This is a genomic window from Pseudomonas mendocina, assembly GCF_900636545.1.
Classification (GTDB): domain Bacteria; phylum Pseudomonadota; class Gammaproteobacteria; order Pseudomonadales; family Pseudomonadaceae; genus Aquipseudomonas; species Aquipseudomonas mendocina.
Map to the genome: position 1 here is coordinate 5,003,942 of NZ_LR134290.1, position 22,635 is coordinate 5,026,576.

Below are 22,635 nucleotides of genomic sequence, written 5' to 3' on the forward strand. Positions count from 1 at the left end.
TTGTTGTCTGAATGGTCAGGTCGGCGAGTCTAGCAACCCGTTGCCAGGGCATAAACGAACAAGGCAGCCGAAGCTGCCTTGTTGGAGGTCGAGACGCGCGCTATGTAAGCTGCGCGACCAGACGACGGCGCTGCAGCAGCACAACGAGACCGAACAGCAGGAAGCCTGGAATCCACATCAGCTCTTTCAGCCAGCGGTCGGTCGGTGCCCGCACGCTGAGGATCTGCTGGTCGAACTCGAGGCCTGCATCGGCTGCAATACTGCCGAAGGTGACGCTGTCCACCAGCACCTTGTCGCCTTCCTCGTAGAGGTTCAGGCCGAGCTTCTCCAGGCGTGCCTGGCCCGAAGCGCCGTCCGGCACCGGCAGCAGCACGGTGAACTCACGCGGGTCGCCCACGGCGTTCTCGCCAAGAATGCGCAGGCGCAGCGAGCTGCCGTCCTCTACCCCATCGAGCGCTTGCGCCAGCTCGGCCGGCGGCACCTCCTGATAGGGATCGTGCAGCATGTCCATCCAGAAGCCGGGACGGAACAGGGTGAACGCCACCAACAGCAGCAGCACGCTCTCGTACAGGCGGCTGCGCACCAAGAAGAAACCCTGGGTGCCGGCAGCGAATATCAACATGGCGACGGTCGCCACGATGAAGATCAGCACACCATGCCAGAAGTCCACGTCGATCAGCAGCAGGTCGGTGTTGAAGATGAACAGGAACGGCAGCGCGGCGGTGCGCAGGCTGTAGAAGAACGCCACGATACCGGTCTTGATCGGGTCGCCTTTGGACACCGCAGCCGCGGCGAACGAGGCCAACCCCACCGGCGGGGTCACGTCGGCCATGATGCCGAAGTAGAAGACGAACAGGTGCACCGCGATCAGCGGCACGATCAAGCCGTTCTGCTGCCCCAGCGCCACCACCACCGGCGCCAACAGACTGGACACCACGATGTAGTTGGCAGTGGTCGGCAGGCCCATGCCGAGGATCAGGCTGAACACTGCCACCAGGATCAGCATCAGCAGCAGGTTGCCCATCGACAGCAGCTCGACCAGGTCGGCCAACACCAGGCCAACGCCGGTCTGCGAAACCGCACCGACGATGACGCCGGCCGCCGCGGTGGCGATACCGATGCCGATCATGTTGCGGGCACCAGCGATCAGGCCTTCGCGCAAGTCGACCACGCCATCGATGAAGGTGCCGTGGTCATGGCTGCCATCGCGGCGCATCCAGCTCAGCAGCGGGCGCTGGGTGAGCAGGATGATGATCAGCATCACGCTGCCCCAGAAGGCCGACAAGCCGGGGGACAGACGCTCGATCATCAGGCACCAGACCAGCACCACCACCGGCAGCAGGAAATGCAGGCCCGAGAGCAGCACCGCGCGGGTCTGCGGCAGTTCTTCCAACGGCGCATTGGGGTCTTCCGGCGGCAGTACCGGCACACTGGCGGCGACTTTCAGCAGCGCCAGGTAGACCACCGCGAGCAGAACGCCGATCACCGGCAGGGCATATTCGCCGAGCGCCGGCTTGAGCCAGCCGAGGCCGTAGTAGACCGCCAGCGACAAGCCGCTGATCAGCGCTGCACCGAAGGCGAAGCCGGTCAGGCGACGCAGCCAGGGCTTGGGCTGATGGCCGCCAATGGGTTGCAGGCCGAGCTTCAGAGCCTCGAGATGGACGATGTAGAGCAGCGCGATGTAGGAAATCGCGGCAGGCAGGAAGGCATGCTTGATGATCTCGACATAGGGCATGCCGATGTATTCGACCATCAGGAAGGCCGCAGCCCCCATTACCGGCGGCATGATCTGGCCGTTGACCGAGGAGGCCACTTCGACCGCGCCGGCCTTCTCCGAGGAGAAGCCGGTGCGCTTCATCATCGGAATGGTGAAGGTGCCGGTAGTCACCACGTTGGCAATCGACGAGCCGGAGATCATCCCGGTCAGGCCGGAAGCCAGCACCGCTGCCTTGGCCGGGCCACCACGGAAGTGGCCGAGCAGGCTGAACGCCAGCTGGATGAAGTAATGGCCAGCGCCGGCTCGCTCGAGCAACGCGCCGAACAATACGAAGAGGAACACGAAGCTGGTGGATACGCCCAGGGCGATACCGAACACGCCCTCGGTGGTAATCCACTGGTGGTTGGCCAGCGCGTTGAAGCTGACCCCGCGATGCGCCAGCAGGCCAGGCATGTAGGGGCCGGCCAGACTGTAGACGAGAAACACCAGGGCGATGATCGCCAGGGGTGGGCCAAGTGCACGGCGCGTGGCTTCCAGCAGCAGCGGGATACCGATGCAGGCAGTGACCAGGTCGCCCGTGGTCAGGCTGCCAGGACGCAGGGCAAGCTGCTGGTAGAAGATGAACAGATAGGCGGCACTGGCAGCGGCGACCAGGCCAAGGGCGATGTCCAGCAGCGGCACGCGATCACGTGGCGACCTCTTGAATGCCGGATAGGCGAGGAAAGCCAACAGCAAGGCGAACGCCAGGTGAATGGCGCGGGTCTGGGTATCGTTGAGTACACCAACGCCGAAGATGAACGGCAGTGGCGAGGCGATCCACAACTGGAACAGCGACCAGAGCAAGGCAAGGCCGGTGATCACCTGGGCCATCGGGCCGACGGGCATGCGCGCGCCGACATCCTGGGCAATCAGTTCCTCGGTGGATAGTTTGTTTTCGGCCATAGGGTAGTACACCTACGTTGTCATTCTGATAAAAACGGCGAGCCCCTCGTTGACGGAGGGGCTCGGTTTTTGACCCTTTGAAAGGATCTCTGAGCACGCAGTTTACCTATACCAGCTCAACTGCGCCCGCTATCGAAGAGTTTAGAGCCCAGCCTGAGACTCTCCACCCCGGCTAGAGCCAGCCTTTTTCCTTGTAGAAACGTAGTGCCCCTTCATGTATCGGAGCCGTTAGCCCCGCTTTGATCATGTCCTCAGCCTGCAGGTCGGCAAACGCCGGATGCAGGCGTTTGAAGCGCTCCAGGTTATCGAATACCGACTTGACCAACTGGTAGACGACCTCGGGATCGGTCTTGGCCGAAGTGGCCAGCACCGCTTTACCGCCGATGGATGGGACGGGCTGCTCAACACCAGGATAGACACCCGCCGGGATATCCGCCTTGGTGAAGTAGCTGGCCTGTGCCAGGAGCTTGTCGATATCAGGGCCGCTGACCGGGATCAGGCGGGTCTCGACGGTAGCCATGGCCTCCTGGATGGCACCACTCGGATGGCCGACCACATAGGTGATGGCATCCAGGTTGTTGTCCCCCAGTGCAGCCGCCATCTCGGCAGGCTTGAGTTCAGCGGCGAGGGCGAAGTCGGACTTGCTCCAGCCGCTGGCCTGGATCACCTCATCGAAGGTATCGCGACTGCCAGAGCCCGGTACGCCGATATTCACGCGCTTGCCCTTGAGGTCGGCGAAGGTCTCGATACCGCTGTCTGCACGGGCGACCACGCTGAGGATTTCGCTCTGCAGGGAGAAGACCACGCGCAGATCTTCGACAGCGCCATCCTGGTCGAAAGGCGCTTGGCCCGAGAGCGCCTTGTTCTGATGATCGGACTGAATGAACCCGAAGTCGTAGTCGCCGCTCTTGATCGAGGCAATGTTGCTGACGCTGCCAGCCGAAGACGGCGCGTTGCACTTGATGCCGTGCTCGGCGCCACTGCGATTGAGGAACCGACAGATCGACTGTCCGGCCGTGTAATAAACCCCCGTCTGCCCACCGGTGCCGATAGTCACGTAGCGCTCCTGAGCGACTAGGGGACTGCTCAGCAAGGTGCTGCCGATGACACATGCCAGGAAACCCATGATTCGATGCTGCTGCATATCAACGTCCTCGTGTTGTTGTTTTTTCGAACGGTGGATGGGCCGTCGTCACCAGCGCCATCGGTACAACCATTGCGGCCGTCAAGCCGCCTTACGTACTGCAATGACCATGATCTCGACCAGAACATCGGCAGAAGCCAGGCGTGCCTCGACCGTGGCCCGGGCAGGCGCGCAGCCGGCTGGCAGCCACTCACTCCAGACCGCATTCATGGCGGCAAAGTCCTTCTCGATGTCTTTCAGCCAGATCTGCGCGCTGAGCATGTGACTTCGATCCGATCCCGCCTCGGTCAGCAGCGCGTCGATCTTTTCCAGCACCTGGGCGGTCTGCCCAGCTACATCCTGGCTGCGGTCGCTCGGCACCTGGCCAGAGAGGAACACCAGATCGGAGAAGATCGTCGCGCCAGAAAGGCGGTCGTTGGCCTGAATACGTTGCACGGACATGGCAAACTCCTGCTGTTGTGAGTGTTCGGGGGTTCTCAGGATGCCAACTGCATACCATCGAGAGCGATCGCCGGTTGTTGCTGGCCTATCAGTTGCGCCAGCACCTCGGCGCTGCCGCATGCCAGGGTGAAGCCCAGGCTGCCATGGCCGACGTTCAGCCAGAGATTACCGATGCCGCAGGCTCCCAACAGTGGCGTGCCCTCCGGTGTCGCCGGGCGCATTCCCGCCCAGGTCTCGGCAGCCGCGTAATCGCCCGCGCGAGGAAAGCTGGCCTGGGCAAGCTGTCTCAATTCAGCCAGCCGATCAGGGTCTGGCGTGGCATCCCAACTGCCGATATCGACCATTGCAGCAACCCGCAAACGCTCGCCCAGGCGGGCGTAGACCACCTTGTGGTCGTAATCGGTGACATTGGTCTCCGGGCCCGCTGCGCGGTCGGCCAGCGGCAAGGTGAGGCTGTAGCCCTTGAGCGGGTATATCGGCAGTCGCAACCCCAGCGGGCGGAGCAATGCCACGCTGCCGACACCTGCCGCGACCACCACATGATCGACCTCCAGCTCCCCGTCATGCAGCGCCACGGCCCTCACCCTGCCGTGCTCAAGGGGTATCGCAGTGACCCGCCGCCCGGCATGCAGGCGGAACGACGGATTGCTGCGCAGCTTGCGCAGCAGCTGTCGGCAAAACTGATGACAATCACCGACCTCGTCACCGGCCGCGAAGACACCGCCCTGGATTCGGCCGGCCAGCCCTTCGAGGGCAGGCTCCAGCTCAAGGCATTGATCAGCGTCGAGCAGGCGTTGATGCGCCGATTCACCGACTGCGCTGCGCGCCTTGTTCCAGCTCGCAGCGTTGCGGTAGATCACCAACTTGCCATTGGCGCGCCAGGAGAAATCATCCAGCGCCTCCTGCTCGCGCCAACCCTGCAATACCGACTGGCTGTACAAGGCCAGGCGCAGCAGGTGCGCGCCATTGCGCTGGTTCACCGAGCGGCGGCAAGCCAGCAGAAAGCGCAAACACCATTGCCACTGGTGCGGGCTCAGGCTGGGGCGAAAACGCAGCGGGGCATTCCCCTGCAGCATCCACGACAGCGCCTGCAGCGGCACACCGGCATCGGCCAAGGGTGAGACATAGCGATAACTGAGCTGACCACCGTTGGCGAAACTGGTCTCCAGCGCCACTTCCTCACGCTGCTCGATCAGATCCACCCGATACCCTTGACGGAGCAGCGCGTAGGCCGTGCTCAGCCCTATCACCCCACCACCGATAACCGCGACCCGCATGATCCATCCCCCGCATCTGAATGAAGTCAGGGTATGGAGGGGCGAAACGAGCGGCCAATGAAAAGATGGCGGCAGCCCATAACCCTAGGTTATGTTCCCTCGACCACGCGGGAACACGGATTGCTCATGCGCCTACGCCACGTCGAACTGTTTCAGGCAGTCCTGCAGACCGGGAGTCTCACGGCAGCGGCAGAGCTGCTGCACATCTCCCAGCCGGCTGCCAGCAAGATTCTTCAGCATGCCGAACAGCAGCTGGGGTTTGCCCTGTTCAGCCGTGTACGCGGCAAGCTGCTGCCTACCGCCGAAGCGCGAATACTGCAGCAACAGACCGAACGCCTCGCTGCCGAACTGCAGGATCTGCGGCGCCTGTCCGATAGCCTGCGCCGTGGCGAGGAACGGGCGCTGCGCCTGATCTGCACACCCACCCTGGCGCAAACCCTACTGCCTGACGTGGTATGCGTCTGGCGCGCCGATTTTCCGCACACCCGATGCGACCTCGCGACCCAGCACACCAGCGAAATCATCCAGGCCCTGTTGCTGCGCGAGGCCGATCTCGGCCTGACGCTGCAACGCGTGGAGCACCCGGACCTGCACACTGAAGTGCTGACACAGGGAAGGATGATGGCCATCGCCCCACCGGGTTGGTGGAGTGACCAGGAATGCGCGACGCCCATACGCCTGCAGAACATGGCAGGGCTGAGCCTGATCGGCCTGGACACACGAGACGCCTTGGGCGGCCTGCTACGCGGGCACATCCAGGAGCTGGACCCACCAGCCCGCATCGACATTTCGGTACAGACCTACCAGTTGGCCCGCATGCTGGTGGCTGCCGGGCAGGGGCTGGCCCTGGTCGACCCGTTCACGGCCTTGTCAGGCAATCGCGGAGACGTTCAGGCCCGCCCGCTGGAGCCCGTCATCCCCGTGCCCCTGTACCTGTTGCGGCGTTGCGACGAGACGCCTTCTGCCGCTCAGCAAGCCCTGCTGAAACGCCTGCAGACGCTGGCCATCGACCTGCTCGACGAGCAGCGCTGAGGCAACCCTCGGGGCAAAAGAAAACCGCGGCCATGGCCGCGGTTTCGTCTATCGCCGGATGCCGGCTTACAGCCAGCCGCGTTCCTTGTAGTAGCGCTCGGCGCCCTCGTGCAGCGGGGCAGTCAGACCGACCTTGATCATGTCCTCTTCCTTCAGGTCAGCGAAGGCCGGGTGCAGACGCTTGAAGCGATCGATGTTGTCGAATACCGACTTGACCAGTTGGTAGACCACTTCCGGATCAGCCTTGGCGCTGGTGGACAGCACAGCCTTGCCGCCGATGGACGGGGTCGGCTGGTCGTTGCCCTTGTACAGACCGCCCGGGATGTCAGCCTTGGTGTAGTAGGTCTTCTCGGCCAGCAGCTTGTCGATCTCGGCGCCGGTCACCGGCACCAGAACGGCGTCGGTGGTGGTGGTGGCTTCCTGGATCGCGCCGTTGGGATGACCGACGAAGTAGGTCATGGCGTCGATGTTGTTGTCGCCCAGTGCGCTGGCCTGCTCGGCCGGCTTCAGCTCGGCAGCCAGAGCGAAGGCGGAACGGTCCCAGCCTTTGACGGCGAGGATTTCTTCCAGAGTGTCGCGCTGACCGGAACCCGGGTTGCCAACGTTGACGCGCTTGCCCTTGAGGTCGTCGAAGCCTTTGATGTTGGCGTCACGACGGGCGAGGATGGTGAACACTTCGCTCTGCAGCGAGAACACTGCACGGATGTCGCTCATCGCGCCTTCGGCCTCGAACGGCGCCAGACCGTTGAGGGCCTTGTACTGGTGGTCGGACTGCATGATGCCGAAGTTGAATTCGCCGCTGCGAATGCCGTTCACGTTGGCCACGCCGCCGCCGCTGGCAGGTGCGTTGCACTTGATGCCGTGCTCGGCCGAGCCACGGTTGAGGAAACGGCAGATGGACTGGCCGGCAACGTAATAGACGCCTGTCTGGCCGCCGGTGCCGATGGTGACGAATTTCTCTTCAGCCTGTGCCATACCACTCAGGGCAGTGCCCGCGAGTGCGGCGGACAGGACCCATGCCAAGGATTTGCCTTTCATGGGAAATCTCCTTTTTTCTGTTGTTTTGAGCGAGCGTGCCTTGTGAGCGACGTCCGGGAGGGAAGTCTAACCGCTCACGGCGAATATGCACGCCTTGTTGGCCAATCGCTCGTAACCGCTTGTGTGAGGCGCGGGCTATCGCCCATTCCCGGCATTGGGCAGAATCGGCCAATGTCCAACGTCCCTCACGAATCCGCGCAAGCCTCGGTCAGCGCCAGCCTGACCCAGGCGGTGCTGCACGCTGCCACGCGTCTCGGCCTCGATCGCCGAGCCCTGCTGAGCGCCTGCGCGCTGCGTGACGAACAACTGGCAGACCCCGATGCGCGCATCCCCTTCGCGGCTCAGGAAACCCTCTGGCATGAACTGGACGCGCGCCTGCAGCACCCGGAGCCCGGCCTGCTGCTCGGTCGCAATCTTGCCCCCGGTCCCTTCAGCGTGCTCGGCTACCTGTTGCAAAGCAGTGCCACCCTGAAGGATGCGCTGAATGCCGCGCTGCGCTATCAGCGTCTCGGCGGTGAGGGTGGCGAGCTGCATGTGGAAACACGCGACCAATGCCTGGCAGTGCTGTACCGCCCCCTGCATCCGCAACATCCGGCGACGCGCATCCGAGTGCTGGCGATGATGGCCTGCTGGGTGCAGATGACCGCTCCGCTGCTGGACGACTTCCACCTGCTGGGTGCGCAGTTTCGTCATGAGCAACCGGCCGACACCGCGCCCTACCAGGACGTGTTCGCCTGCCCGCTGCAGTTCGCCAGCGACGACTACGCCATCCTCCTGCCGCATGCGCTGTGCCAGCTGCCGTTGATCCAGGCCAACCCGCCGCTGCAACAGTTGCTGCGTCAACATGCCGAAACCCTGCTCGCCCGCCTGCCCAGTGCCAGCCTCAGCGCACGGGTCATCGGCCTGCTCGGTGAGCAGTTGGCACATGGCGAGCCGGACCGCGCCGAACTGGCGCGGGCGCTCAACCTCAGCGAACGCACGCTGCAGCGACGCCTGGCCGAAGAGGATTGCAGCTACCAGCAACTGCTGGCCGACACACGTCGGCAACTGGCTGAGCAGCATCTGCGCGACGGTCGCCTGCCTGCGGCGGAAATCGCCCTGCTGCTGGGCTACTCCGAGCCCAGCGTATTTTTCCGCGCCTTTCGCCAATGGACAGGCCTGACACCCGGCGAATACCGCGCGCAACAGGCCGAAAGCTCGCCAGGTCGAGCAACGACGCCACAGACTGATCCTGATCAATAAATCGCCAGCGGCGGCACCCTAGTATTGCTAGCCAATTGCCATACAGCGCGACCGTCATGCCTCAGACCCATCTGCTGCTCAGCTTGCCGGACACCGCCTCCAGCCAGCAGATCGCCCATCTGCTGCGTCGCCAGGCCCCTCACTGCCAGGTCATCGAGAGCCTCGACAGCTGCCAGCAGCAGCCGTTGTGTCGCTGGCTGCAACGCCTGCCGGTGGGCAGCCTGGGCGATGTGCAAAGCAATCTCGACGACGCCATCGAGGTTCTCGAACGCACCCGGCACGCCTTCAAGTCGGGCCAGCTGGCAGAGCTGCGCAAGCGCCTGAGCCAGCTGCGTGAGGAGTTGTCCGCGCTGGGGCAATGCGGTAAAAGCTAGCCGCAGTAGGTTCCGCCCACGCGGAGACCGGCTTTGCCGGGCAGGACACAGGGCCTGCAAGACAGAGCGCCGCTGGCCGCCTTCCTTCGAGGAAGCGCGGCCAGCGGCGCTTTTTTTTGCGCTGAGGAAAAGCACGAGGCTGAGATGGGCAACGAACAAGAGTTTCTAGACCTGCTGCAACACATCGCTCCCGACCTGGATGAGCTGCGTCAGCGCCTGCGCTTTCTCGATTGGCGCCAGGTCGACAACGAGCGTCTGGCGCGTTGTGCGCAGCGGGTCGAACGCGCCAACCAGAACTTCGTCGATACGCTCTACCAGGAACTTGCCGACTACCCGGCGCCAACGGCCATTCTCGGCGACAGGGCCGTCATCGAACGTCTCAAGCAACGCCAGGCCGACTACTACCGCGGCCTCTGGCTAAGCCCACTGGACGAGGCCTACGTGCTGGAACGGCTGCGCATCGGCTGGGTCCACCAGCGCGTAGGGGTCGACCTCAAGTGGTACCTCGGCGCCTATCGCCTGTATCTGGATCGCCTGCTCGGCGAACTGCTCGGCTCCTCGGTGGCCAGCGATTGTTTCTCCAGCCTGATCAAGAAGGTGTTCTTCGACATCGGCCTGGCCTTGGACAGCTACGGCGCCGCCCAGCGCAAGGCGCTGCAGGACAGCGAGGCGCGCTATGCGCGCGCCATGCGTGGCGCCAACGACGGCCTGTGGGAATGGCAGCTGGAGCAGGACCAGCTGTACCTCTCCGAGCGCTGGATTCGCATGCTCGATCTCGACCGTGACAGCCTCTCGCCTACCAGCCAGAGCTGGTTCAGTCGCGTACACAGTGACGATCTGCCCGGCCTGCGCCAGGCCATCGACAATCACCTGCGCGGCCTGTCGCCCTTCCTGCACCACGAATACCGCATCCGCCGCCGCGACGGCAGTTACCTCTGGGTGCTGGTACGCGGTGTCGCCGATACCTGCAGCAGCGGCCTGCGGCGCATGGCCGGCTCGCAGAGCGACATCAGCCAGCGCCGCGCCGCCGAAGAGCAACTGCATCATGCCGCGCGCCACGATCCGCTCACCGGCCTGGCCAACCGCGCCCGCCTCAGCGAGCTGCTGCAACAGGCCGTGCAACGCCGGCAACGCCCCGGCGCCCGCGAGGCCGCGCTGCTGTTCATCGACCTCGATCGCTTCAAGCTGATCAACGACAGCCTCGGCCACCAGACCGGTGATCGCGTGCTGGTGGAAGTCGCCGAACGCCTCAGCCACTGCCTGCGTCCGGGGGACCACCTGGCGCGCTTCGGCGGCGACGAGTTCGTCGCCCTGCTCGACGACCTGGCCTGCATGGGCGACGCAGAGCGGGTCGCTCAGCGCATGCTCGACAGCCTGCACGTACCGCTGCGGCTGCCAGAGCAGACTCTGGCAGTCAGCGCCAGCATCGGTATCGCCGGCCTGCAGGAAAGCGGCCAGCCACTCGATCCGCTGCAGGCGGCCGATCTGGCGCTGTACCGCGCCAAGAGCGCGGGCAAGGCCCAGTTCGCCCGCTACAGCAACGAACTGCAGCAGCAGGCGCAGCGCCAGCTGGAATTGCAAAACGCCCTCGCCCAGGCGGGTGCGCGCGGCGAGCTACGCCTGGTGTACCAGCCGATCTGCCAGCTGGATGGCAACCAGCCTCGGCTGATTGGGGTGGAGGCTCTGCTGCGCTGGCAACACCAAGGGCGTGAGATCTCGCCGCTGGAGTTCATCCCGTGCCTGGAAGAGTCCGGCGAAATCCTCGCGGTGGGTGACTGGGTGCTGCAGCAGGCATGCAGCCAGGTGCGCGCCTGGCAGTTGGCTGGGCAGCCGCATCTGCGCTGCTCGGTCAACCTGTCCAGCCGCCAGTTGCAGCAGAGCGACTTCGCTGCGCGCGTCGCTGATATCCTCCGGCACAGCGGGCTGCCGCCGTCGAGCCTGGTGCTGGAAATCACCGAAAGCCAGTTGATGGAGGACAGCGCGCAAAATCTCGCCTGCCTGCGCGAACTGGCCAGCCTCGGCATTCAGTTGGCGCTCGATGATTTCGGCACAGGCTACTCCTCGCTCGGCTACCTCAAGCGCTTCCCGCTGCACATCATCAAGGTGGACAAGAGCTTCATCGCTGGCGCGCCACAGGACAGCGAGTCGCTGGCCATCACTCGGGCGATCATCGGCCTGGGCCACAGCCTGGGCCTGGCGGTGGTGGCCGAGGGTGTGGAGAAGCAGGCGCAGCTCGATTTTCTCTACAGCGAAGGTTGTCACTACGCCCAGGGTTACTGGTTCAGCCAGCCGCGTGCACCGCGCGAGTTGCAGCGCCTGCTCGACGGCGAGGACTGCTTCGAAGGCCTCTGGTGTCAGTTGCGCAAAGAGGGCGTGCAGGCATGAAGCGCAACCTGCCGGTGAGCGGCCGCCAGATTCCGGTACCGCCGCAGACCAACATCCTCTCCACGACCGATCTCAAAGGCGCGCTGACCTACGTCAACCCGGAATTAGTCGCCATCAGCGGCTTCAGCGAAGACGAGCTGATCGGTCGCAACCACAACATCGTGCGCCATCCGGACATGCCGCCCGCCGCCTTCGCCCACCTGTGGCAGACGCTCAAGTCCGGACGCTCGTGGATGGGCCTGGTGAAGAACCGCTGCAAGAACGGCGACCACTACTGGGTCAGCGCCTACGTCACGCCGATGCGCCGCGATGGGCAGGTGGTCGAGTACCAATCCGTGCGCACAGCGGCCAGCGCAGAGCAAGTCGCCAGCGCCGAGGCGCTGTATGCCGAACTGCTCGCCGGCCGTACGCCAAGCGCCTTGCGCCGGCCATTGCTGGAGCCGGGCCGGCGTCTCGCGCTGCTCGGCCTGCTACTGCCGCCTTTCGGCGCGCTGCTCACCAGCCTGGCGCTGGGCCTGCCGCTGCCGCCGCAACTGGCGGCCGGTGCACTGCTGGGGCTGGTGCTGGCAGGCGTCATTCAGCACGCCCTGCGGCCGCTGCGAGGCCTGGCGGAAATGGCCCGAAGGCATGCCGACAACCCGCTGAGCCAGTTCCTCTACAGCGGACGCCGTGATGACTTCGGCGCTATCGCCTTCGCCCTGCAAAGCCTGCAGGCCGAAGCCGGTGCGGTGGTCGGGCGCATCGCCGACTCGGCTCGGCAACTCAACGGTGAGGCCGGGCAACTGGCCGGTGCGGTGGAACATCACAACAGCGCCACCCTGCAACAGCACCAGGAAACCGAACAGGTCGCCAGTGCCATGGGGCAAATGGCGGTGAGCGTCCAGGAGGTGGCGCGCAACGCCCAGCTCAGCGCCAGCGCGGCCAGTGCAGCGGATCAGGAAACCGGCGATGGCCGGCAACTGGTGGAGGACACTCGCAGACAGATCGCTACTCTCGCCGAGGCGCTGCAGGCCAGCCATGCCCAGGTGCGCCAACTGGCCGACAGCAGCCGGGAGATCGGCAAGGTGCTCACAGTGATCGGCGACATCGCCGAGCGTACCAACCTGCTTGCCCTCAATGCCGCCATCGAGGCGGCCCGTGCCGGCGACGCCGGCCGTGGTTTCGCCGTGGTCGCCGATGAAGTGCGCGCGCTGGCCCGGCGCACCCAGGCGGCCACCAGCGAGATCGATGCCATCATCGGCGGCCTGCAAGGCACCATAGACGGCAGCGTCGCCGCGATGACCGATAGCCAGCAGCACGCTCAGGCCATTGCCGGCCAGGCGCAACAGGCCGCCGAGGCGTTGAGCGGAATCACCGAGCGGGTCAGCCAGATCAGCGACATGAACCTGCAGATCGCCAGTGCCGTGGAGCAGCAGAGCGCAGTCGGCGATGACATCCAGCGCAACCTGCATGGCATCCGCCAGGCTTGCGCCAGCACCGCCGAAGCGAGCGCCCGCAGCCATGGCAGCGCCGAGCAGCTCGCCGACCTCGCTGCACGCCTGCAGTTGCTGGCCGAGCAGTTCTGGAGTCAGCGTCAGGATCGCCCGATATGAGGCGCTGCACGCACCAGCCCATTATCCGCGTCGATGATGACTATGTCTGCGCCGGGCGTGCGAGCCACGACCCATGGGGTTAGAGTAGCCGGCCATGCAACGAGGAGACTCCCCATGAGCCGACTGGCCTCCATCAAGCTCTCCACCCTCGACCTGGCACCGATCCGCGATGACGGCGATGCCGCCCAGGCCCTGCACAACTCGCTGGCACTGGCCCGACACGTCGAAAGCCTCGGTTTCGAGCGCTTCTGGGTTGCCGAACACCACAACATGGACGGCATCGCCAGCTCCGCCACATCCGTCTTGCTCGGCTACCTGGCCGCCGGCACCTCGAAAATCCGCCTCGGTGCCGGCGGGGTGATGCTGCCCAACCATGCGCCACTGGTGATCGCCGAGCAGTTCGGCACCCTCGCCACGCTCTACCCCGGCCGAATCGAGCTGGGCCTGGGCCGCGCGCCCGGTGCCGACCAGTACACCGCCCATGCCCTGCGCCGTAGTCGCGACGGCAGCGTCGACGACTTCCCCAATGACGTCGAGGAGCTGCAGGCCTACCTCGGCCCGCGCCAGGAAGGACAACGGGTGATCGCCATGCCGGGCACCGGCACCAACGTGCCGATCTGGCTGCTCGGTTCCAGCCTGTTCAGCGCCCAGCTCGCCGGCATCAAGGGTCTGCCCTACGCCTTCGCCTCGCACTTCGCGCCGCGCTACCTGCACGAGGCGATCCGCATCTACCGCAATCACTTCCGCCCGTCAGAGGTGCTCGACAAGCCTTACGTGATGCTCGGCGTACCGCTACTGGCGGCCGACAGCGACGAGCAGGCGCAGCATCTGGCCACCTCGGCGTTCCAGCGCATTCTCGCGCTGATTCGTGGCCAGAGCCTGGTGCAGCGTGCGCCAGTGGCGAGCATGGAAGGCCTGTGGCTGCCGCACGAGCGCCAGGCGGTCAGCGAGTTTCTCGGCTTGGCCGCCATTGGCGGACCGCAGACCGTACGCCAGCGTCTCGAGCAACTGCTCGAACAGACCGAGGCGGACGAACTGATCTTCACCTGCGACATGTACGACTTCGCCGACCGTCTGCACGCCTTCGACATCCTTGCCGAACTGCAACGCGGCTAACAGCCTGCCAGGTGCCGAACTTGTGAGCGCGACAACCCTCTGAATGAGAACGGGCTGCCAGACCGGTGGCCTCGATCATTCAATGGGAGACGCATATGAAGAAGACAGCTTCGGCCCACTGGCAGGGCGGCATCAAGGACGGCAAGGGCACCATCTCCACTCAGAGCGGCGCGCTCAAGGACTCCCCTTACGGCTTCAACACCCGTTTCGAGGACAAGCCCGGCACCAACCCCGAGGAGCTGATCGGCGCCGCCCACGCCGGCTGTTTTTCCATGGCCCTATCCAAGGAGCTGGGCGAAGCCGGGATGACCGCCGAGAGCATCGATACCCAGGCACAAGTCACCCTGGACAAGGTCGACGGCGGCTTCGAGATCAGCACGGTGCACCTGTCGCTGCGCGCGAAGATTCCTGGTGCTGATCGCGCCGCCTTCGAGAAGGCCGTGGAAACCGCCAAGACCGGCTGCCCGGTCTCCAAGGTGCTGAACGCGGCGATCACCCTCGAAGCCGTGCTGGAAAACTGAGGCAACACCTGCGGCGCAGCCGGCTATTCGAACGGCGCGCCGCAAGCTTCAGATCGACGTCAGATCGCCGTCCCGCAGCGCAACACCTCACCGCGTGCGAGTACGTTTCTCTGCTCGTCATACAGCCATGCCTGCGCCTTCATCAGTTGCTGGCGCGCCTCGATGCGATAACGCTGCCCCGCGGCGAAATCGTCATAACGCAGGCGAATCTCGCAGGTCATGCGCAACGGCTCGCTCAACATGCCCACCGACCCGCCGCTGCGCACCTCGAATTGAAAGCGCGTTTCCAGCTCGTGCTGGCCAGGCGTTACCTGAAAGTAGCGGCCATCCGGCCAACGCTTGCGGTCGAGGCGGTCGGCCATCAGCAGGGTATCGGCAGTGGAATACAGCTCGACCCAGGCCTGCTGCGGGTCAGGCGTGGGCAGTGGCGAAGCGCAGGCGCCAAGCAGCATCAGGGCGGGAGCGAGAAATAGGACGCGCATGGCGACCTCCGATAAGGGTCCGGATACCAGCCTACACCGGGAGGCAGGCAAAACCGAGGCGAAAGGGGCTGGAGACTGCACACGCGATCAGCTAGCGTGACGGCATGCCCAACGCCTGCCCTATCGACCTGCTGCGCCGCATTGCGGTTCCCCTGCTCGCCCTGCTGCTGGGCGGCTGCTCGACGATCGACTACTACGCCCACCTCGGCCAGGGCCAGTGGCAGCTTTTGCACGCCCGCGAGCCAGTGCAGCGCATTCTCGAAGACCCGGCGACCGCCCCCGATCTGGCCAGGCGCCTGGCGCTGAGCCAGCAGGCGCGAGACTTCGCCAGCACGCAGTTGCAGCTACCTGAGAACCGCAGCTATCGGCTGTACGCCGACCTGGGTCGCCCCTTCGTGGTGTGGAACCTGTTCGCCACGCCGGAGTTTTCCCTCGAACCCGAGCTGCACTGCTTTCCCATCGCCGGCTGCGTCGCCTACCGTGGCTACTACCAGCAGGGTCGCGCGCGCGCCGCCGCCGCGCTGCTGCGCCAGCAGGGGCTGGATACCTACATCGGCGGCGTGGAGGCCTACTCGACTCTGGGCTGGTTCGACGATCCGCTGCTCAACACCATGCTGCGCTGGAGCGACGAACGCTTCATCGCGGTGATCTTTCACGAACTGGCACACCAGCAGTACTACCTGCCGGGGGATACCGCCTTCAACGAGTCCTTCGCCACCTTCGTCGAGCATGAAGGGCTGCGTCAGTGGCATGCCGCCCGCGGAGAAACACCACCGGCTGACGATGACCGCCAGCGCCAGCAGTTCATCGAACTGGTACTGGCCAGCCGCGAGCGCCTGCAGGCGCTCTATGCCAGCGAACAGCCGGAGCAAGCCATGCGCGCCGCCAAGCAGGCCGAATTCGATCGTCTGCGCCGCGACTACCGTACCCTGCGCCAAGTTGAATGGGGTGGCCAGGGCCGCTATGACGCCTGGATCGAGAGCCCGCTGAACAATGCCAAGCTACTGCCCTTTGGTCTCTACGACCAATGGGTGCCAGCCTTTGCCGCCCTGTTCGAGCATGAAGCACGAAACTGGCAGGCCTTCTATGCAGCCGTAGCCGCGCTCGGTCGGCTACCGGAAGCAGATCGTCGGGCCAGGTTGGAAAGCCTGCTGCAAAACGACTAGAACTGCTGGGCAAAATGCCAGTCCAACCTACTCAGGTTTCGCCCAACACTGGAGGTACAAGCGATGCAACGACTGATTCCCGCCCTGGCCCTGATGCTCCTGGCTGGCGGCGCGCTGGCCGCGCCCAAGCCCTGCGAAGAACTCAAGCAGGAAATTGAAGTGAAGATCCAGGCCAACAACGTGCCCAGCTACACCCTGGAAATCGTGCCCAACGACGAAGTTCAGGATCAGAGCATGGTCGTCGGCAGCTGCGACGGCGGCACCAAGAAGATCGTCTATCAGCGCAACGGCTGATGCCCGTGAAGTTGGCTTCCCGCAGCACGGCGGGAAGTCAGCAGCCGTTTCTCCCTTGACTCCACTTCCAGCGACTATCTTTGCGCTGGGTGGAGAGCCGTTCGCGGGCACGTCCGCTCCCACGAGGTGGCTTTTGTGGAGCGGACTTGCCCGCGAATCTTTCGCTCCGGCCTACGCCGGTGATCCGGCAGCAGCCGGGATCGATCAACGACTGAACGCCCGGTGCATCTCTTCCAGCGTCTCGAAATGGAAGGCCGGCGCCTCGCCGAGCAACTCTTCACGGCTACCGAAGCCGTAGCCCACTGCCACCGCCTGCAAGCCATTGCTGCGAGCGCCGATCAGGTCATGCTTGCGATCGCCGATCATCAGTGCCGAATCCGGCGCCAGTCGCTCCGACTCCAGCAGATGCGCCAGTAGCTCGACCTTGTTGGTGCGCGTGCCGTCCAGCTCGCTGCCGTAGATACGCTTGAAGTAACGGTTGAAACCGAAGTGCCGGGCAATTTCTTCGGCGAACACCGTCGGTTTGCTGGTCGCGATATACAGCGTCCGCCCCTGCGCCACCAGCGCTTCGAGCAGCGCCTCGACACCCTCGAATACCCGATTCTCGTACAGACCGGTCACCCGGAAACGCTCGCGATAATGATTGACCGCCTGCCAGCCGGTGGCCTCGTCCAGCGCATAGGTCGCCATGAAGCACTGCAGCAGCGGCGGGCCGATGAAATGCTCCAGCGCAGCCAGATCAGGCTCATCGATACCCAGCTTGGCCAGCGCGTACTGCACCGAACGGGTGATGCCCTCACGCGGGTCGGTGAGCGTGCCATCGAGATCGAAAAGGAGGGTGGAGTGATGCATGGGCGAGTGCCTATTCGCAACTGGAACGGTGGCGAAGGATACCCGCCTTTGCCCAGGCATTCACGCCTGGGCAGCTTGCGCGCGATAGCCCCAGCGCAGCCCGAGGCGAGTGAATGGCCACAGCAGCGCCAGTTGCAGCAGGCTGAAGAACAGCATCAATACGAGGCTGTTTCCCAGTCCAAGCCAAAGCAGCACCAGCAGCACAATGCCGCAAAGCAGAGCACTGCCTATCCACAGTGACAGGGTGATCGCCACCGCTGCTGCCAGCCGTCCGCCATTGAAACCTCGTACCTGCGCTGGCAATGCTGCACGCGCGGTGAAGAGCGCGACCAGCAGAAACAGCACGGCATTCACCAGGTTGACCAGCCCTTCCCAGCCCTGCAGCTCGTACCCATAGGCCATCCCGCTCAGCAACTGAGTGGTCATCCCCGCCAGTTGCAGGGAAGCCACCACGACAGCCAGCGCGAAGCACCAGGCCAGTGTCGTGCCCGACACCTGCAAATCGTCAGCGCCTACTTCGGCCTGCTGGCGGAACAGATGCAACAGCAGCCAGAGCGGTAGCAGCGCCTCGAGGCAGAAGATCAGCAAACCGACGCCCCACCAGCCGAGACCGAACAGCAGACGCACGACGCCGTAGACATCCAGTTGCTGATACAGCCACGCGTAGAGTTGCCCAGAGGCAAAACCCAGTGCCCAGGACAACAGCAGGTAGGCCAGGCCATAGCCGATCAGCAACCCTGCCGGCTGCCGGTAGCTCGCCAGGCGATGGCGCTCCATGTAGGCGTTGGCCAGCCAGTAGACGCACAGCCCGGCCATCAGCAGATGGGTTATCCAATAGCTGACGACGTAGCGCAGCCAGAACATGGCATCGGTGTCGACATCATTGATCACCCACCCGACCAGCGTGACCGCGATACTGATCAGGCTCATCAGCAGCACCACGCCTACCAGATGCAGCGGCAATAACGGCAATTGCCGTGATGCCAGTGTCGGCGCACGCGCCTCCGGGGCGAAGGGATTGGGTTCGGTCATGGGGCGATCCTTGTCGTCGACACAGTCCGTTGGGGTAGTCGGAGAATAACGACCCTGACGGCAGAAGAAAGTGCGACAGGCTGTTTACGTGCTGCAGTCGATGCAGACGCCAGGCTTTACGTGTACTGATTGGCAGGCCTTTTCCGAGGCCGATTTCCGCGTTTTCAAAGTCAGGCATTTAACCAACGGCTGGGGAAATGGGTAAAAACGCTTGAAACAGGGTTTTGACTTTAATAACCAATGACTTGCCGGATTCGTTCTTACTTAACTGCCGGATACGCCTGCTGCCAATCAGATATGCCGCTGTAGGTTTGGCTCAGCGCCCGGCCATGATCGCGAATAAATTCGCTCCTACACCAACGGCAAGCTCAACTCAGGCTACGAAACATCACGTGGCAATAGACCAACCCCAACCGCGTATGGCAGTAGGTCTTGGGCAGGGTGCCGACGATGGTGAAGCCGAGCTTCTGCCCCAACGCCACGACCACCGTGTTGGTCGCCACCACGCTATTGAACTGCATGACGCTGAAACCCAGCTCGCGCGCCACATTCGCCGGCGAAATGTGCTACCTGCTGGAAACAAGGGCACTGCTGGCCGAGCAGGCGTAGCAGCCGTGCTAAACGCAACGCGCACATTTCTTGACATGAACCGGCCTCTCCATCGCCGCCAGACGCAGGAATGCTGAAACATCTTGTTTCATTCGCTCCGACAAACGGACAGCAGGTCGCCGCGACTCATCCGTCTTTGTAGGTGGAGCGTCATTGCCGACGCCCTTGTCGCACCACCCCTCCAGGTGGTTCCTCAGGATCCGCATCTCACCTCCCGCGCGCGCACCTGCGCCGGCTCACGGATGGTCACTCAGGTCGAGCTTCATCATGATGTTTTCCCGCTTTTCCCCGCGCCGTCTCACCTGGCTGGTGACAATCGTTGTACTCCTGCTGAGCCTGGCCGGCTGGTTCACCCGGGCGCCGGCAATTCGTTATGCCAGCGAGCCAGTGGCGCGCGGCGACGTGCAGGCTACGGTAGTGGCCATGGCCACCCTACAGCCGCGGCATTCGGTGGAGGTCGGCGCGCAGGTGTCCGGGCAGATCATGCGTCTGCTGGTGGAGCCGGGCGATCACGTCGACAAGGGCCAACTGCTCGCCGAGATCGACGCCAGCCTGCACAAGGCCACGGTGGAAGCCGACCGCGCCGCGCTCGCCGGCCTGCGCGCGCAACAGGCCGAGCAGCAGGCGCAGCTCGATCTGGCCCGCCAGCAGCACCGCCGCCAGCAACGCCTGCTCAGCGCCGAGGCCACGCGCGAGGAAGATGTGCAGATTGCCGTGGCCACCCTGCGCTCGGCCGAGGCGCGCTTGCAGCAACTGCGCGCGCAAGTGGCCGAGGCACGCGCACGGCTGCGCGGCAACGAGGCGCAACTGAGCTACACGCGCCTGTATGCGCCGATTGCCGGCTCGGTACTGGGAGTAGATGTAAAGCAGGGCCAGACCCTCAACGCCACCTACCAGACGCCAACGGTGATGCGCATCGCCGATCTGTCCAGCATGACCGGCTGGACGCGAGTGTCCGAAGCCGATATTCGCCGCCTGCAGCCAGGCCTGCCGCTGTACTTCACTACCCTCGGCGGCGATGCGCGGCGCTGGCACAGCAGCGTGCGTCAGGTGCTGCCGGCGCCACCGGTGCCGACCGGCAGTCAGGGCGAAGCGAGTAGCGCCAGTAACGAAACCGAGAAGGTGGTGCAGTACACCGTGCTGTTCGAGGTGGACAACGCCGACGGCGAGCTGATGCCACAGATGACCGCGCAGGTGGTGTTCGTCACTGCCACTGCCAGCGATGTGCTCACCGCACCGCTGGACGCCCTGCAGGGCCAGCCCGGCGCCTGGCAGGTGCGCGTGCTCGGTGCCGACGGCAAGGCCGAGGCGCGCACGGTGCAAGTCGGCGCGCGAGACCGTCAGGTAGCGGAAATCACCGCAGGTCTCAAGGAAGGCGAGCGCCTGATCACCGGCGAGCTGACGGCCGACGAGGGAGTGCCGAGGTTCCAGTGGTGAGTGCACTGATCGAACTGCAGGGCATCCGCCGCACCTACGGCGGCGAGGACGGCGCGCCGGCGGTGGATGTGCTGCGCGGCATCGACCTGCGCATCGAGGCCGGTGAATTCGTCGCCATCGTCGGCAGCTCCGGCTCCGGCAAGTCGACCCTGATGAATATCCTCGGCTGCCTCGACCGCCCCAGCGCCGGCAGCTACCACTTCGCCGGGCAGGATGTGGCCGCCTTCGACGCCGACCAGCTGGCCTGGCTGCGCCGCGAAGCATTCGGCTTCGTGTTCCAGGGCTACCACCTGATCGCCACCGAGTCGGCGCGGGAAAACGTCGAAGTGCCGGCCATCTACGCCGGCATGCCGGCCGCCGCACGCCATGCACGAGCCGCCGAGTTGCTGCAGCGACTGGGTCTGGGTACGCGCCTGGAACATCGCCCAAGCCAACTCTCCGGCGGCCAGCAGCAACGGGTGTCGATTGCCCGCGCGCTGATGAACGGCGGACGCATCATCCTCGCCGACGAGCCCACCGGCGCGCTGGACAGCCACAGCGGCAAGGAGGTGATGGCGCTGCTGCACGAGCTGGCCGACGCCGGCCACACCATCATCCTGATCACCCACGACCGTGATGTCGCCGCCCAGGCACGACGCATCATCGAAGTCCGCGATGGCGCGGTGATCGCCGACAGCGGCGGTCTACCACCCGCCACGGCACTGCCGCCACCGAACTTGCAGCAGGCCGGCCGCGATTCGGGGGCAGCGTTCGCCGACGAACTCGGCGAGATGCTGCGCAGCGCCTGGCGCGTGCTGCTGATCCACCGCTTCCGCACCGCGCTGACCCTGCTCGGCATCGTCATCGGCGTGGCTTCGGTGATCGTCATGCTCGCCGTCGGCGAAGGTGCGCGGCAGAAGGTGGTCGCGGAAATGGGCGTGATGGGCGCCAACCTGATGTACATCGGCAGCAGCGTACCGCGCACTGGCGGGCCGATTGGCGTGCTGACCATGGATGACTTCGCCGCCATCGGCCAACTGCGCGAAGTGGCGCGGATGATGCCGATCCTGCGCGACCCGGCGCTGATCCGCCACGGCCAGCAGGCGCTGCAGACCGAAGTGCTCGGCGTCGGCGAACAGTTGCCGGCGATCCACCACTGGCCGGTGGCACGCGGGCGCTTCTTCAGCGCCGCGGAAAACGCCGAGATCGCCCCGGTGGCCGTGCTCGGCCACGAGGTTTACCAGAACCTGTTCCCCGACGGCGGCGATCCGCTGCGGCAGATCATCCTGATCAACAGCGCGCCCTTCGAGGTGATCGGCGTGATGAGCGAGAAAGGCAGCGAAGCCGGCGGCAACTATCCCGACGAGCAGGTTCTGGTGCCGCACAGCACCGGCGTGGTGCGGGTCTTCCCCAAGCTGCGTGACGAAAGCTACGGCGCCATCGAAGTGCGCAACAGCGCACTGGTCGCCCAGGCGCAGACGGCGCTGGAAGAGCTGATGCGCCAGCGCCACGGCCGCGAGGACTTCCGCGTGTACAACTCGGCGGCCAAGCTGCAGGCCGAGGCCGAAACACGGCAGAGCATGACCCTGATGCTCGGTCTGATCGCCGCCGTGTCGCTGCTGGTGGGCGGCATCGGGGTGATGAACGTGATGCTCATGAGCGTACGCGAGCGCACCCGCGAAATCGGCATCCGCATGGCCACCGGCGCACGCCAGCGTGACATCCTGCGCCAGTTCCTCACCGAGTCGGTGCTGGTCACCCTGCTCGGCGGCAGCGCCGGCGTGGCCAGCGGCCTCGGTTTCGGTGCGCTGTTGCTGCTGTGGGACGTACCGCTGGTGTTTTCCCTCTCGGCCATGCTGCTGGCCTTCGCCTGCGCAGTCGGCACTGGATTGCTGTTTGGCTATCTGCCGGCACGCACCGCTGCCCGCCTCGACCCAGTGGTGGCGCTCGCCACGCAATGACA

Annotated in this window: 19 protein-coding genes and 1 pseudogene; 11 read left to right on the top strand and 9 right to left on the bottom strand. The window is 64.8% G+C overall.

Features of this window, described 5'->3' with window-relative positions; genetic code table 11:
• Nucleotides 1-100: 100 nt before the first annotated feature.
• The 4 genes from EL191_RS23505 to EL191_RS23520 all read right to left on the bottom strand — a co-directional run bounded on the left by EL191_RS23505 (nucleotide 101) and on the right by EL191_RS23520 (nucleotide 5,521).
• Nucleotides 101-2,659, bottom strand: a complete 2,559-nt coding sequence (locus EL191_RS23505; protein ID WP_041975372.1) for a TRAP transporter permease — start codon at nucleotides 2,657-2,659, stop codon at nucleotides 101-103.
• Nucleotides 2,660-2,831: 172 nt separating this feature from the next.
• Nucleotides 2,832-3,803, bottom strand: coding sequence for a TAXI family TRAP transporter solute-binding subunit (locus EL191_RS23510; protein ID WP_041975375.1), 972 nt, complete (start codon nucleotides 3,801-3,803; stop codon nucleotides 2,832-2,834).
• Nucleotides 3,804-3,884: 81 nt separating this feature from the next.
• Nucleotides 3,885-4,244 carry a RidA family protein gene (locus EL191_RS23515; RefSeq protein WP_041975377.1) on the bottom strand — a complete coding sequence of 120 codons (360 nt, stop codon included), beginning with the start codon at nucleotides 4,242-4,244 and terminating at the stop codon, nucleotides 3,885-3,887.
• A gap of 35 nt (nucleotides 4,245-4,279) precedes the next feature.
• Nucleotides 4,280-5,521, bottom strand: coding sequence for a D-amino acid dehydrogenase (locus EL191_RS23520; RefSeq protein WP_041975379.1), 1,242 nt, complete (start codon nucleotides 5,519-5,521; stop codon nucleotides 4,280-4,282).
• Nucleotides 5,522-5,647: 126 nt separating this feature from the next.
• Between EL191_RS23520 and EL191_RS23525 the strand changes: the two genes are divergently transcribed.
• A complete protein-coding gene (locus tag EL191_RS23525; protein WP_041975380.1) occupies nucleotides 5,648-6,553 on the top strand; it encodes a LysR family transcriptional regulator in 906 nt (301 codons plus the stop codon).
• A 66-nt stretch (nucleotides 6,554-6,619) separates the two neighbouring features.
• Here EL191_RS23525 and EL191_RS23530 read toward each other — a convergent pair whose 3' ends face one another.
• Nucleotides 6,620-7,591 (bottom strand): TAXI family TRAP transporter solute-binding subunit, encoded by a 972-nt coding sequence (locus EL191_RS23530; protein ID WP_013717832.1) that lies wholly within the window; start codon nucleotides 7,589-7,591, stop codon nucleotides 6,620-6,622.
• Between the two features lie 171 nt (nucleotides 7,592-7,762).
• Here EL191_RS23530 and EL191_RS23535 point away from each other — a divergent pair, with 171 nt between their 5' ends.
• The 6 genes from EL191_RS23535 (at nucleotide 7,763) to EL191_RS23560 (ending at nucleotide 14,821) form a co-directional block, all read left to right on the top strand.
• The gene (locus EL191_RS23535; protein ID WP_041975383.1) at nucleotides 7,763-8,833 is read left to right on the top strand and encodes an AraC family transcriptional regulator; all 1,071 of its coding nucleotides are present in this window, start codon (nucleotides 7,763-7,765) and stop codon (nucleotides 8,831-8,833) included.
• A gap of 56 nt (nucleotides 8,834-8,889) precedes the next feature.
• Nucleotides 8,890-9,207 carry a hypothetical protein gene (locus EL191_RS23540; RefSeq protein ID WP_017363422.1) on the top strand — a complete coding sequence of 106 codons (318 nt, stop codon included), beginning with the start codon at nucleotides 8,890-8,892 and terminating at the stop codon, nucleotides 9,205-9,207.
• A 144-nt stretch (nucleotides 9,208-9,351) separates the two neighbouring features.
• Nucleotides 9,352-11,592, top strand: a complete 2,241-nt coding sequence (locus tag EL191_RS23545) for a putative bifunctional diguanylate cyclase/phosphodiesterase (RefSeq protein ID WP_041975388.1) — start codon at nucleotides 9,352-9,354, stop codon at nucleotides 11,590-11,592.
• A complete protein-coding gene (locus tag EL191_RS23550) occupies nucleotides 11,589-13,184 on the top strand; it encodes a methyl-accepting chemotaxis protein (protein WP_041975390.1) in 1,596 nt (531 codons plus the stop codon). The genes EL191_RS23545 and EL191_RS23550 overlap by 4 nt, the downstream gene beginning before the upstream one ends.
• A gap of 114 nt (nucleotides 13,185-13,298) precedes the next feature.
• Nucleotides 13,299-14,300 (top strand): LLM class flavin-dependent oxidoreductase, encoded by a 1,002-nt coding sequence (locus EL191_RS23555; RefSeq protein ID WP_041975392.1) that lies wholly within the window; start codon nucleotides 13,299-13,301, stop codon nucleotides 14,298-14,300.
• Nucleotides 14,301-14,395: 95 nt separating this feature from the next.
• Nucleotides 14,396-14,821: an OsmC family protein gene (locus EL191_RS23560; RefSeq protein WP_017363426.1), complete on the top strand. Its 426-nt coding sequence runs from the start codon at nucleotides 14,396-14,398 to the stop codon at nucleotides 14,819-14,821.
• A gap of 59 nt (nucleotides 14,822-14,880) precedes the next feature.
• On the opposite strand, the gene EL191_RS23565 is transcribed toward EL191_RS23560, so the two are convergent.
• Complete coding sequence (locus EL191_RS23565) at nucleotides 14,881-15,303, bottom strand: PA0061/PA0062 family lipoprotein (RefSeq protein ID WP_013717839.1); 423 nt, start codon at nucleotides 15,301-15,303, stop codon at nucleotides 14,881-14,883.
• A 104-nt stretch (nucleotides 15,304-15,407) separates the two neighbouring features.
• Between EL191_RS23565 and EL191_RS23570 the strand changes: the two genes are divergently transcribed.
• Together EL191_RS23570 and EL191_RS23575 are read left to right on the top strand one after the other, a co-directional pair.
• The gene (locus EL191_RS23570) at nucleotides 15,408-16,469 is read left to right on the top strand and encodes an aminopeptidase (RefSeq protein WP_041975394.1); all 1,062 of its coding nucleotides are present in this window, start codon (nucleotides 15,408-15,410) and stop codon (nucleotides 16,467-16,469) included.
• Nucleotides 16,470-16,532: 63 nt separating this feature from the next.
• Nucleotides 16,533-16,763 carry a DUF1161 domain-containing protein gene (locus tag EL191_RS23575; RefSeq protein ID WP_013717841.1) on the top strand — a complete coding sequence of 77 codons (231 nt, stop codon included), beginning with the start codon at nucleotides 16,533-16,535 and terminating at the stop codon, nucleotides 16,761-16,763.
• A gap of 204 nt (nucleotides 16,764-16,967) precedes the next feature.
• Here EL191_RS23575 and EL191_RS23580 read toward each other — a convergent pair whose 3' ends face one another.
• From EL191_RS23580 to EL191_RS23590, 3 genes and pseudogenes are all read right to left on the bottom strand, one after another.
• Nucleotides 16,968-17,615, bottom strand: coding sequence for an HAD family hydrolase (locus EL191_RS23580; protein WP_041975398.1), 648 nt, complete (start codon nucleotides 17,613-17,615; stop codon nucleotides 16,968-16,970).
• Between the two features lie 60 nt (nucleotides 17,616-17,675).
• The gene (locus EL191_RS23585) at nucleotides 17,676-18,647 is read right to left on the bottom strand and encodes a hypothetical protein (RefSeq protein ID WP_041975400.1); all 972 of its coding nucleotides are present in this window, start codon (nucleotides 18,645-18,647) and stop codon (nucleotides 17,676-17,678) included.
• A gap of 368 nt (nucleotides 18,648-19,015) precedes the next feature.
• A pseudogene (locus EL191_RS23590) lies at nucleotides 19,016-19,195 on the bottom strand (GNAT family N-acetyltransferase); the annotation flags it as partial.
• Between the two features lie 328 nt (nucleotides 19,196-19,523).
• On the opposite strand from EL191_RS23590, the gene EL191_RS23595 reads away from it, so the two are divergent.
• Both EL191_RS23595 and EL191_RS23600 read left to right on the top strand, forming a co-directional pair.
• Nucleotides 19,524-20,693 carry an efflux RND transporter periplasmic adaptor subunit gene (locus tag EL191_RS23595; RefSeq protein WP_041975402.1) on the top strand — a complete coding sequence of 390 codons (1,170 nt, stop codon included), beginning with the start codon at nucleotides 19,524-19,526 and terminating at the stop codon, nucleotides 20,691-20,693.
• Nucleotides 20,687-22,633, top strand: a complete 1,947-nt coding sequence (locus tag EL191_RS23600) for a MacB family efflux pump subunit (RefSeq protein WP_041975404.1) — start codon at nucleotides 20,687-20,689, stop codon at nucleotides 22,631-22,633. Before EL191_RS23595 ends, EL191_RS23600 begins: the two co-directional genes overlap by 7 nt.
• Nucleotides 22,634-22,635 lie beyond the last annotated feature (2 nt).

Excerpts from the sequence above, each read along its gene's own strand:
- EL191_RS23595 (WP_041975402.1), top strand. The coding sequence starts at position 19,524 with ATGATGTTTTCCCGCTTTTCCCCGCGCCGTCTCACCTGGCTGGTGACA.
- EL191_RS23585 (WP_041975400.1), bottom strand. The coding sequence starts at position 18,647 with ATGACCGAACCCAATCCCTTCGCCCCGGAGGCGCGTGCGCCGACACTG.
- EL191_RS23545 (WP_041975388.1), top strand. The coding sequence starts at position 9,352 with ATGGGCAACGAACAAGAGTTTCTAGACCTGCTGCAACACATCGCTCCC.
- EL191_RS23580 (WP_041975398.1), bottom strand. The coding sequence starts at position 17,615 with ATGCATCACTCCACCCTCCTTTTCGATCTCGATGGCACGCTCACCGAC.
- EL191_RS23505 (WP_041975372.1), bottom strand. The coding sequence starts at position 2,659 with ATGGCCGAAAACAAACTATCCACCGAGGAACTGATTGCCCAGGATGTC.
- EL191_RS23535 (WP_041975383.1), top strand. The coding sequence starts at position 7,763 with ATGTCCAACGTCCCTCACGAATCCGCGCAAGCCTCGGTCAGCGCCAGC.
- EL191_RS23520 (WP_041975379.1), bottom strand. The coding sequence starts at position 5,521 with ATGCGGGTCGCGGTTATCGGTGGTGGGGTGATAGGGCTGAGCACGGCC.
- EL191_RS23550 (WP_041975390.1), top strand. The coding sequence starts at position 11,589 with ATGAAGCGCAACCTGCCGGTGAGCGGCCGCCAGATTCCGGTACCGCCG.
- EL191_RS23565 (WP_013717839.1), bottom strand. The coding sequence starts at position 15,303 with ATGCGCGTCCTATTTCTCGCTCCCGCCCTGATGCTGCTTGGCGCCTGC.
- EL191_RS23515 (WP_041975377.1), bottom strand. The coding sequence starts at position 4,244 with ATGTCCGTGCAACGTATTCAGGCCAACGACCGCCTTTCTGGCGCGACG.
- EL191_RS23560 (WP_017363426.1), top strand. The coding sequence starts at position 14,396 with ATGAAGAAGACAGCTTCGGCCCACTGGCAGGGCGGCATCAAGGACGGC.
- EL191_RS23575 (WP_013717841.1), top strand. The coding sequence starts at position 16,533 with ATGCAACGACTGATTCCCGCCCTGGCCCTGATGCTCCTGGCTGGCGGC.
- EL191_RS23530 (WP_013717832.1), bottom strand. The coding sequence starts at position 7,591 with ATGAAAGGCAAATCCTTGGCATGGGTCCTGTCCGCCGCACTCGCGGGC.
- EL191_RS23525 (WP_041975380.1), top strand. The coding sequence starts at position 5,648 with ATGCGCCTACGCCACGTCGAACTGTTTCAGGCAGTCCTGCAGACCGGG.
- EL191_RS23555 (WP_041975392.1), top strand. The coding sequence starts at position 13,299 with ATGAGCCGACTGGCCTCCATCAAGCTCTCCACCCTCGACCTGGCACCG.
- EL191_RS23540 (WP_017363422.1), top strand. The coding sequence starts at position 8,890 with ATGCCTCAGACCCATCTGCTGCTCAGCTTGCCGGACACCGCCTCCAGC.
- EL191_RS23510 (WP_041975375.1), bottom strand. The coding sequence starts at position 3,803 with ATGCAGCAGCATCGAATCATGGGTTTCCTGGCATGTGTCATCGGCAGC.
- EL191_RS23570 (WP_041975394.1), top strand. The coding sequence starts at position 15,408 with ATGCCCAACGCCTGCCCTATCGACCTGCTGCGCCGCATTGCGGTTCCC.